General features: G+C 40.8%; 7 protein-coding genes and 1 other annotated feature. All 7 genes read left to right on the top strand.

The annotated features are described in order from the left end of the window. Positions 1-114: 114 nt before the first annotated feature. Complete coding sequence (pfkB, locus tag ACTQXY_RS14195; RefSeq protein ID WP_441660002.1) at positions 115-1,068, top strand: 1-phosphofructokinase; 954 nt, start codon at positions 115-117, stop codon at positions 1,066-1,068. Then, the gene (locus ACTQXY_RS14190; RefSeq protein ID WP_441660001.1) at positions 1,059-1,910 is read left to right on the top strand and encodes a tagatose-bisphosphate aldolase subunit GatY; all 852 of its coding nucleotides are present in this window, start codon (positions 1,059-1,061) and stop codon (positions 1,908-1,910) included. The genes pfkB and ACTQXY_RS14190 overlap by 10 nt, the downstream gene beginning before the upstream one ends. 266 nt (positions 1,911-2,176) lie before the next feature. After that, a complete protein-coding gene (locus tag ACTQXY_RS14185) occupies positions 2,177-3,172 on the top strand; it encodes a hypothetical protein (protein WP_441660000.1) in 996 nt (331 codons plus the stop codon). A 230-nt stretch (positions 3,173-3,402) separates the two neighbouring features. Then, positions 3,403-4,680, top strand: coding sequence for an aminotransferase class I/II-fold pyridoxal phosphate-dependent enzyme (locus tag ACTQXY_RS14180; RefSeq protein WP_441659999.1), 1,278 nt, complete (start codon positions 3,403-3,405; stop codon positions 4,678-4,680). A gap of 153 nt (positions 4,681-4,833) precedes the next feature. Beyond that, the gene (locus tag ACTQXY_RS14175) at positions 4,834-7,083 is read left to right on the top strand and encodes a ribonucleoside-diphosphate reductase subunit alpha (protein WP_441659998.1); all 2,250 of its coding nucleotides are present in this window, start codon (positions 4,834-4,836) and stop codon (positions 7,081-7,083) included. A gap of 27 nt (positions 7,084-7,110) precedes the next feature. Further along, a complete protein-coding gene (locus ACTQXY_RS14170; protein WP_441659997.1) occupies positions 7,111-8,154 on the top strand; it encodes a ribonucleotide-diphosphate reductase subunit beta in 1,044 nt (347 codons plus the stop codon). 115 nt (positions 8,155-8,269) lie between these two features. Then, positions 8,270-8,612, top strand: a binding site (T-box leader). A gap of 67 nt (positions 8,613-8,679) precedes the next feature. Beyond that, on the top strand, positions 8,680-11,103 hold the full coding sequence (gene leuS, locus ACTQXY_RS14165; protein ID WP_441659996.1) for a leucine--tRNA ligase: 2,424 nt from the start codon (positions 8,680-8,682) through the stop codon (positions 11,101-11,103). Positions 11,104-11,198 lie beyond the last annotated feature (95 nt).

Genomic DNA, 11,198 nt, shown 5'->3' with positions numbered 1-11,198 from the left:
GATCCACAGTGCTTTAAGTATTATAATGGAGTATTCGATAAAACCCAAGAGATTGGGAGAAAGGAGAATAATCCATTATCCTCAAAAGAGGATAATTGGATTATACGTGATTAAATGATTACAACAGTTACACTAAACGCTTCCATAGATAAAGCATATTATCTTGCAAATGATATGAAAAATGGTGAGGTGATGCGTGTCGCAAAATGCAGAAATACAGCAGGTGGCAAAGGCATTAATGTTGCCAAAATTATACATTTGTGTAAAGAAGAGGTACTTGCTACAGGATTTGTTGGAGGGTTTAATGGACGCTATCTGGAATATTTATTAGAGAAAGAACAGATACCGTATCAGTTCGTACAGGTAGAAGGTGAGACAAGAAGCTGCATCAACATATTAGATAAAAAATATGGCTCTACAGAATTTTTAGAACCAGGTTTTACAGTGACAAAAGAAAATGAAACTGAATTTCTAACTGAGTTTGGGAATATTGTTAAAAAAAGTGCGATGATAACCATATCAGGCAGTGCTCCGGGAGGAATGTCAGCAACCATTTATCAAAATATGATACAGATGGCAAAAGAACAAGGTAGGAAAGTAATACTTGATACCAGTGGCGAGTTGTTAAAAAATGCATTGTCAGCAAGACCTACAATGGTAAAGCCAAACAAAGATGAACTGGAAATGTTGTTTCAGATAAAACTTACAACAAACGAACAGATTATTGAGTGTGCCAGAAAAATCTATGATATGGGGATACCGTATGTTGTAGTTTCACTTGGTGGAGAAGGAGCAGTCTTGATCTGTGAGGAAGGCGTTTTCAGAGGAACACCACCTAAAATCACTGCGGTGAATACTGTAGGCTGTGGAGATTCTATGGTTGGAGCCTTTGCAGTTGCCATGATAAGAGAGTATTCACCGGAAAAAGCATTAGCATATGCGATGGCGGTTGCAACTGCCAATGCACTTTCGGAGAACACAGGAGATTTTGAGTATAGCAAATTTGAGATGATAGAGAAACAAGTTCAAGTAGAACAACTTGAGAAAAGAGGAGAATTATGCCATTAGCGACAACAAAACAGATGCTCTTAGATGCACAAAAACGTGAGTATGCAGTACCGGCATTTAATGTAGAAAATATGGAGATGGTGCAGGCTGTGGTTGCAGCAGCACAAGAATCGCAATCCCCTGTAATTTTGCAAACAACACCGTCTACCGTAAAATATGCTGATTTAAAGTATTTTTATAATAATGCAATGGCTGCCGCGCAAGAAGTGACAGTACCAGTGGTGATGCACTTAGACCACGGAAATAGTTTCTCATTAGCGATGAGAGCCCTGCGAGTAGGATATACATCTATTATGATAGATGGCTCTCATGGAAGCTTTGAGGAAAATATTGCTGTTTCAAAAGCGGTTGTAGATGCCTGCCATCCGAGTGGTATTCCCGTAGAAGCAGAACTTGGAAAAGTTGGCGGGAAAGAAGATGATCTGGATGGCGGCGATGGCGGTTATACAGATGCAAAAGAAGCTGCGCAGTTCGTAGAAAAAACAGGAATTGATTCTTTAGCTGTTGCAATCGGAACGGCACACGGAGTTTACAAAGGGATTCCGAAAGTAGATGTGCAGCGCCTGAGTGAAATCAGGGAAATGGTCTCTATTCCATTAGTCTTGCATGGAACATCAGGTGTGCCGGATGATACGGTAAAGGAATGTATCAAAAGAGGAATTTGTAAGGTAAATTACGCTACAGATCTTCGTATTGCATTCACAAAAGGAGTGACTGAAGTCTTACAGACAAATCCAGAGACGATTGATCCTAAAAAATACAACGCATGTGGCAGAGAGAATGTCAAACAATATGCAATGCAAAAGATGGAGATTTGTGGAAGTAAAGGTAAGGCAGTCTAAGAGTAGCCTGAGAAAAAATCCCAGATTTATAAAAGAAACGAAAAAGTGGGAGGGATATCAACATCAGTGTGGGACATGATGCGAAAGATCGTACAGAAAAACATAAAAGATGAATAAGAAATGAAAGGCAGATGCAGAAATTGTATCTGTCTTTTGTTATAATAATCGATATAAGATGTCACAAAATAGATATGGATGTGTTTTATTGGTAGAAAGAGATGGAAAGGGGCGAAACAAAAATTAATAGAACGATTGGAGGGAGAATCATGAAAGAATGGAATGAAAACAAATTAGATCAGGAATTGGAAGCGATGCTGGAAGATATGCCGCAGCAGGAAGAACTGGAGAAGAAAATTGAACAGAGAATGAAGAAAAAGATTCAGAAGATTGTATGCCGTACGTTGGCCGGAATTATTGGAGTGGTTCTTGTGCTGCTGCTTATTATTAATCCATTTTTGAATGCAATTTTTATCAACCCGGCAAAGCTAAATGAGGGAGAGCACAGTCAGATGCAGACAACTCTGAAAAATTATTGGGAGACGACACAGCCGTATGCGGAACTCGTTGCATTAAAAGTAAAGAAAAAGGGATTTGCAGGATATGAGTTGTCTATGCAGATTACAGACCGGAGAAGTCCGGTGATTTATGGTGTGCCAAATGTGTGGGTTGATATGAAGTATGGAAAATATGTGAACTGGAGAGACAGTGGATTCGTAACTTCATTTCGGGCAAATCGATTTGAGAATCCATATGAAGAAAAAGAAGAATATCTTGAAAAAATCAAAGAACTTCCGGAGTCTTCGATTCTATATCTTTCTGTCGGGGCAGAAAGTCCGAAAGAGGTGGAAGAACTTCGGAAAGAAGCTGTGGATGTGCAATGGGTGGAAGTCTATCAGCCAAATTCAGCGTTTCAAGGAGGGCTTGCGTTGCGGGACTCTTTGATTGGTGGAGAGGATGCAGCGCGAACAGAGATGACAGAGGCGCAGCTGAAAGAGACGTATCTTTCTCACTTAAAAGATTTGCTGGATCATATGGATATATGGAACTCTTTAGATTTACAAAGCAGTAAATATGTATTTCCGGGTGAAGGGAAAGAGAGTGCACTGAGAGAATGTTATGAAGATGCGAAACAATTAGATGTGTTGGAAGCAAAGAATTATTGTATCTCAGGAAAGCGAGATGAAATTGTAGAGTATTTAGAGAAGACGGATATTAGCTCGATTCTAGTTGATGAAGTCAAATTAAGTGAATTGAGCAATTAAATACTGTTACTGTTTTTCAAAAAGATGTTTTTCGAAACAAAAAGCCCATAAAACATATTGACAAGGTAGGAATTAAGGGGTAATATCTAAGAAATAAAAAAGCATTGGAGATGGGGTATATGAAAATAGTGTTTTTCATGTTGAGACATAATTTCAGAAATGGGCGAATGTGCTGTTATTGTTAAGAAAATCGAGAACCAGACAATTTGATAAAAAGAGAGGTAGAAAATATGGGATATAGATTTGAAACATTGCAGTTACATGTAGGACAGGAACAGGCAGACATTGCAACAGATGCGAGAGCAGTGCCGATTTATCAGACGACATCGTATGTATTTCACGATTCTGCACATGCGGCAGCCAGATTCGGACTTAGCGATGCGGGAAACATTTATGGAAGATTGACGAACTCTACACAAGATGTGTTGGAAAAAAGAATAGCTGCATTAGAAGGTGGTGCAGCGGCATTGGCAGTTGCATCCGGAGCGGCAGCGATTGCGTATACGATTGAGGCGCTCGCACAGGCAGGTGACCATATTGTAGCGCAGAAGACGATATACGGAGGCACCTATAATTTGTTGGAGAACACTCTTACAAGACAGGGAATACAGACGACATTTGTCAATGTACACGACATTCAGGAAGTAGAAGATGCGGTACAGGAACAGACAAAAGCGATTTATCTTGAGACATTAGGTAACCCAAACAGCGATATCCCGGACATAGAAGCGATTGCCGAGATTGCACATAGACATAATATTCCGCTTGTGATTGACAACACATTTGGAACCCCATATCTTATTCAACCGATTCAATATGGAGCGGATATCGTTGTACATTCTGCAACAAAGTTTATTGGCGGTCATGGGACATCTCTCGGAGGTATTATTGTAGATTCCGGAAAGTTTGATTGGAAGAAATCCGGAAAATATCCGAACATTGCAGAGGCAAATCCGAGCTACCACGGTATTTCCTTTGTGGATGCCGCCGGGGAGGCTGCTTTTGTGACATATATCAGAGCAATTTTGCTGAGAGACAAAGGGGCGTGCATTTCTCCATTTAATGCATTCCTTTTACTGCAAGGTGTGGAGACTTTGTCACTGAGATTGGAAAGACATATAGAGAACACAAAAAAAGTTGTAGCATTTTTGGAAAATCACCCGAAAGTAAAGCGTGTAAATCACCCATCTTTACCAGAACATCCGGATCACGCATTATATCAAAAATATTTTCCGAATGGTGCAGGATCGATATTTACATTTGATATTGTTGGCGGTGAAAAGGAAGCACACAAATTTATTGACAGTCTACAGATTTTTTCGCTGCTTGCGAATGTGGCGGATGTAAAGAGTCTCGTCATTCATCCGGCGACAACAACACATTCACAACTGTCAAAAGAAGAGTTGGAAGAGCAGCAGATTTATGACAGTACAGTCAGACTGTCCATTGGAACAGAACATATTGAAGATATCTTAGAAGATATTGGGCAGGCTTTAGAACAAATTTAAGAACAGACAGATAACGGGCACATGATGTAGAATCATGTGTCTTTTTAGCGTATAGGAATTTCGCAAAGCAGAATACATTCTTATGGTTGAAAATGACTATATATTGTGGTATTCTGTTTTGGGAAACACTATAAATAGTAATGAGGTAAAAATATGGGAAATAGACAAAAGATGATAGAGACATTTCAAGATTTTACAGAGATTGCCTCTTGTATGGAGGCGATTCAGAATGATTTCCCGGAAGAGATATATTATCTGGGGATATTGGAAGATAAATTTCTGGCATTTCAGAAACCGGAACTCTCAATAGAAGAAAATCTGCAACTTTTGGTCAAGGCGGCTGTGGAGTTGACTACACAGGAAGCTCCAAAATGGGAGATGATTGCGGCAAGGTTGTTGATGTTTGCTTTTGAAAGAGAACTGAGGGAAGCAGAGGAATCATGTGAGATTACAACACTGTATGAAAAAATTGTATATTTGACAGAGCAAGGACTATATGGAAAGTATATCTTGGAGTATTATACGCAAGAGGAAATCGACGAATTTGAGACATTTTTAGCTCCTGAGAGAAATGATTTATTTACTTATTCGGGATTGGAATTGTTGCTCAACCGTTATGTGATCCACACTGGAAAAGGTGTGGCACTGGAAAGTCCGCAGGAGATGTTTCTTGGAATTGCCATGCATCTGGCGATGAAAGAGCAGAAAGACAGGACGCTTTGGGTAAAACTCTTTTACGATATGCTCAGTAAACTTCAAGTGACGATGGCGACACCGACGTTATCGAATGCAAGAAAACCGTATCACCAACTTTCTTCTTGCTTCATAGATACTGTTCCGGATAGTTTAAATGGAATTTACCGAAGTATCGATAATTTTGCCAAAGTAAGTAAATTTGGCGGAGGAATGGGAATGTATTTTGGAAAAGTGAGGGCAAGCGGAAGCGCTATCCGAGGATTTGAGGGGGCAGCAGGAGGTGTGATACGTTGGATTCGTCTTGCAAACGACACGGCGGTCGCAGTTGATCAGCTTGGTGTGCGTCAAGGGGCAGTTGCAGTTTATCTTGATGTGTGGCACAGAGATCTGCCGGAGTTTTTGAATTTGCGAACAAATAATGGGGATGATCGTATGAAAGCGCACGATGTGTTCCCGGCAGTCTGCTACCCGGATTATTTTTGGGAGCAGGCAAGAGACAATATCGAGGGAGACTGGTATCTGATGTGTCCTCACGAGATTCTCACGGTGAAGGGCTATGCGCTGGAAGACTGTTATGGAGAAGCGTGGAAAGAGAAATATTTGGACTGTGTGCAGGATGATCGGATTAAAAAGAGAGTCGTTCCGATTAAAGACATTATCCGGCTGATTATCAAAAGCGCAGTGGAGACCGGCACGCCGTTTACATTTAATCGAGATCATGTCAACCGCATGAATCCGAATGGACATAAAGGTATGATTTATTGCAGTAATCTTTGTACGGAGATTGCGCAGAACATGAGCGGAATCGAGGAAGTGGAAGAGCGAGTAGAAACGGTGAATGGAGAAACAGTGGTTGTCACGGTCACAAAACCGGGCGAGTTTGTTGTATGTAATCTGGCGAGCCTGTCACTGGGACATCTGAACGTGGAAGATGAGGAAGAGATTGCGGATATTACAAAATGTGCGGTGCGGGCACTTGACAATGTCATTGATCTGAATTTCTTTCCTGTTCCGTATGCGAAAATCAATAATGAGAAATATCGCCCGATCGGACTGGGTGTGAGTGGATATCATCATATGCTTGCAAAACAGAGAATTTCATGGGAGAGCGAGCAGCATTTACAATTTGCCGAGGACATCTTTTCAAAGATTCATTATGCGGCAATTGAGGCAAGTAGCGAGATTGCGAAAGAAAAGGGAAGTTACACATATTTTGAGGGAAGCGATTGGCAGACAGGCACATATTTTGATAAACGAGATTTGAATACAGAAAAATGGAATCAGCTTCGGGAAAAAGTCAAACAGCAGGGACTCCGAAATGCTTACCTTCTAGCGATAGCGCCGACGAGCAGTACAAGCATTATCGCTGGAACGACTGCAGGACTTGACCCAATCATGAATCGGTATTTCCTCGAAGAAAAGAAAAATGGATTGATGCCGCGTGTTGCGCCGGAGCTTTCTATGGAGACATTCTGGTACTACAAAAATGCACACTACATCGAGCAGAAGTGGTCCGTGCGCGCATGTGGAGTGCGCCAGCGTCATATCGATCAGGCACAGAGCATGAATCTTTATATTACGAACGAGTATACGTTCCGAAAAGTGTTGGATCTTTATATTCTTGCGTGGGAAGAAGGCGTGAAAACGATTTATTATATACGTTCAAAAAGTTTGGAAGTGGAGGAATGTGAAGTCTGCTCTTCTTAGTAAATGGCAACAGAAAGGGATGGAATAATGGAACAATTAAAGAAAAGACCGCTTTTTAATCCGAACGGAGATATACAGGTGCGGAAGCGGAAAATGATTGGTGGAAACACAACAAATCTCAATGATTTTAACAATATGAAATACACATGGGTGAGCGGCTGGTATCGCCAGGCGATGAATAATTTCTGGATTCCGGAGGAAATTAATCTGGGAGTGGATATTAAAGATTACCGAAATCTTCCGAAAGCAGAAAAGCGGGCATACGATAAAATTCTGTCATTTCTCATTTTTCTTGATAGTATCCAGACGGCAAATCTTCCGGGTATCAGCGAGTATATCACGGCAAATGAGGTCAATCTATGTCTGTCTATTCAGGCGTTTCAGGAGGCGGTGCACAGCCAGAGTTACAGCTACATGCTGGATACCATCTGCGAGCCGCAGGAGCGAAACGAGGTTTTGTATCAGTGGAAGGAAGATGAACATTTGCTTGCGAGAAATGAATTTATCGGAAATCTTTATAATGCATTTCAGACAGAAAAGAGCATGGAAATGCTGGTGAAGACGATTGTGGCAAACTATATTTTAGAAGGAATCTATTTTTACAGCGGATTTATGTTCTTCTATAATCTTGGGAGAAACCAGCTTATGCCGGGTTCGGTACAGGAGATTCGCTATATCAATCGGGATGAAAACACTCATTTGTGGTTGTTTCGCAATATTTTAATTGAACTGAAGAAAGAACAACCGGATCTATTTACCGAGCAATATATAGACGAATACCGCAGTATGATCAAAGAGGGCTGCGAGCAGGAAATCAAGTGGGGACATTACGTAATCGGAGATGATGTGCAAGGACTGAATCAGGAAATGATCACGGATTATGTGCAGTATCTTGGAAATTTGCGATGCACAAACCTTGGGTTTGCACCAATTTATGAAGGGCATGAGACAGAGCCGGAGAGTATGCGTTGGGTGAACCAGTATTCCAATGCAAATGCAATTAAGACAGATTTCTTTGAGGCGAGAAGTACCGCGTATGCAAAAAGCAGTGCATTGGTGGATGATTTATAGTAACAGTTCACACATCGGTCTGTTTTCAATTTTCAGAAAATCGTGGTTCAATTCTTGACAAAATATTTTAGTATGGTACAATACAAGAGATTAAATTCAATCAATGAAATAATATCAAAAAACATAGATGAGGAGTATTAAGAGCCTATCGTTTTCAGAGAGCTGTCGGATGGTGCAAGACAGCAGCGTAATCTCCCAACTCGCCTCGGAGTTCTTTTGCTGAAATGACTGATGAAAAAAATTTCGTCAAGTAACAGGAATAGAAACAACTACATCGCTAGGTTCGAAAGAACCTCACCAAGCCGATGAGTTGTACCTTGTTACTAGACTCGAAAAGACCTCGTCAAGTAACATAGGCAGAAGCGGGAATTCCCGTTACAGAAGCAATGAGTGCATTTCGCAGGATGCGGAATGAATGAGAGTGGTACCACGGAAATTCAAGCCTTTTCGTCTCTTTTGAGATGAGAAGGCTTTTTTGGTTCGAAAGAACCTCACCAAGAATTACAAGCAGAAAGGGGAAAAATAATGGCAACACCTTATAATCACAAAGCCATTGAGAAGAAATGGCGTGAGAACTGGGAAAAGAACCCGGTAAATGTTAAATCAGATGAAAATGGGAAAAGAGAGAAGTATTACTGTCTGGATATGTTTCCATATCCGTCAGGAAATGGTCTTCACGTAGGACACTGGAGAGGTTATGTAATCTCTGATGTGTGGAGCCGTTACAAATTATTGCAGAAATACTATATCGTACATCCGATGGGATGGGATGCATTCGGACTTCCGGCAGAGAATTACGCAATTAAGATGGGTGTTCACCCAGCAGTTTCCACAGCGGAGAATGTAAAGAACATCAAACGCCAGATCAACGAAATTGCAGCACTTTATGATTGGGATATGGAAGTAAATACAACAGATCCTGAGTTCTACAAATGGACACAGTGGATTTTTGTAAAAATGTTCAAAGAAGGATTAGCTTACGAAAAAGAGTTCCCGATTAACTGGTGTCCTTCATGTAAGACAGGACTTGCAAATGAAGAGGTAGTGAACGGAAAATGTGAGCGCTGCGGAACAGAAGTGACAAAGAAAAACTTACGTCAGTGGATGCTCCGTATCACAAAATATGCGGAACGTCTTTTAGCGGACCTTGATAAATTAGACTGGCCAGAAAAAGTTAAGAAAATGCAGGCAGAATGGATTGGAAAATCATTCGGTGCAGAAGTTGATTTTCAGGTAGAAGGAAAAGACGAAAAAATTACAGTTTACACAACAAGACCAGATACACTGCACGGAGCAACATTTATGGTACTTGCACCGGAGCATGCTTTGGCAGCAAGCCTTGCAACAGATGAGACAAGAGAAGCCGTAGAAAAATATATTTACGAAGCTTCTATGAAATCAAATGTAGACCGTCTTCAGGATAAAGAAAAAACAGGTGTATTCACAGGTTCTTATGCAATCAACCCGATTAATGGAGCAAAGACACCAATTTGGTTATCCGATTATGTATTGGCTGATTACGGTACAGGCGCTATTATGTGTGTACCGGCTCACGATGATCGTGATTTCGAATTTGCAACAAAATTCAATATTCCAATTATTCAGGTAATTGCAAAAGACGGAAAAGAAATCGAAAATATGACAGAACCTTACACAGAGGCTTCCGGGACAATGATCAATTCCGGAGAATGGAACGGAATGGAATCTGCGGTTCTGAAAAAAGAAGCACCACATATCATTGAGGAACGTGGAATCGGTAAAGCAACAGTGAATTACAAATTACGTGACTGGGTATTCTCACGCCAGCGTTACTGGGGAGAACCAATCCCGATCGTACACTGTCCGGATTGTGGAGCGGTTCCGGTACCGGAAGATCAGCTTCCATTGACATTACCGGAAGTAGATTCTTACGAACCGACAGGAACAGGCGAATCTCCACTTGCAGGAATCGAAAGCTGGGTAAATACAACTTGTCCGGTTTGTGGAAAACCGGCAAAACGTGAGACAAACACAATGCCTCAGTGGGCAGGATCTTCATGGTATTTCTTGCGCTATGTAGATAACCATAACTCAGAAGCATTGGTTTCCAAAGAAAAAGCAGACGAGATGCTTCCAGTTGATATGTATATCGGTGGAGTAGAACATGCGGTTCTTCACTTATTATACTCACGTTTCTATACAAAATTCTTATATGACATCGGAGCAGTTGACTTTGACGAGCCATTTAAGAAATTATTTAACCAAGGTATGATCACTGGTAAAAATGGTATCAAGATGAGTAAATCAAAAGGAAACGTAGTATCGCCGGATGATCTTGTAAGAGATTACGGATGCGATTCACTTAGAATGTACGAATTATTTGTAGGTCCACCGGAATTAGATGCAGAATGGGATGACCGCGGAATCGACGGTGTATACCGTTTCTTGAACCGTGTATGGAACCTTGTTATGGACAGCAAAGATGCAGACGTAAAAGCGACAAAAGAGATGATCAAGATTCGTAACAAAATGGTATACGATATCACAACACGTCTCGAAAGCTTCAGCTTAAATACGGTTATTTCCGGTTTCATGGAATACAACAATAAATTAATTGATATCGCGAAAAAAGAAGGCGGAATCGATAAAGAAACATTGAGCACATTTGCTGTATTGTTGGCGCCATTTGCACCACATATGGCAGAAGAATTATGGCAGCAGTTAGGTCACGAAGGAACTGTATTCAATGCAGGATGGCCGACATACGATGAAGATGCAATGAGAGATGATGAAATCGAAGTTGCTGTTCAGATTAACGGAAAAACAAGAGCAGTTGTGACAGTTCCGGCAGACGTATCAAAAGAAGATGCGATTAAAGCTGGTAAAGAAGCAGTTGCAGATAAACTGACAGGAACAATCGTAAAAGAAATTTACGTGCCAGGAAGAATCATAAATATTGTGCAGAAATAATTGAGAAGAAATTCTCACAACAGAATAAAGTGCTTGGAAATATTGAAAAGTTGGCTTGAAATCAAGGTTTACGGACATTTTTCTTCAAAGAAAAG

This window comes from Faecalimonas sp. LCP19S3_D12, assembly GCF_052121495.1.
Taxonomy (GTDB): domain Bacteria; phylum Bacillota; class Clostridia; order Lachnospirales; family Lachnospiraceae; genus Faecalimonas.
This window is presented reverse-complemented; position numbering and strand designations above follow the sequence as displayed.

What these genes read in the sequence shown, in the direction of transcription:
- pfkB (WP_441660002.1), top strand. Translation starts at nt 115, where the DNA reads ATGATTACAACAGTTACACTAAACGCTTCCATAGATAAAGCATATTAT.
- ACTQXY_RS14190 (WP_441660001.1), top strand. Translation starts at nt 1,059, where the DNA reads ATGCCATTAGCGACAACAAAACAGATGCTCTTAGATGCACAAAAACGT.
- ACTQXY_RS14185 (WP_441660000.1), top strand. Translation starts at nt 2,177, where the DNA reads ATGAAAGAATGGAATGAAAACAAATTAGATCAGGAATTGGAAGCGATG.
- ACTQXY_RS14180 (WP_441659999.1), top strand. Translation starts at nt 3,403, where the DNA reads ATGGGATATAGATTTGAAACATTGCAGTTACATGTAGGACAGGAACAG.
- ACTQXY_RS14175 (WP_441659998.1), top strand. Translation starts at nt 4,834, where the DNA reads ATGGGAAATAGACAAAAGATGATAGAGACATTTCAAGATTTTACAGAG.
- ACTQXY_RS14170 (WP_441659997.1), top strand. Translation starts at nt 7,111, where the DNA reads ATGGAACAATTAAAGAAAAGACCGCTTTTTAATCCGAACGGAGATATA.
- leuS (WP_441659996.1), top strand. Translation starts at nt 8,680, where the DNA reads ATGGCAACACCTTATAATCACAAAGCCATTGAGAAGAAATGGCGTGAG.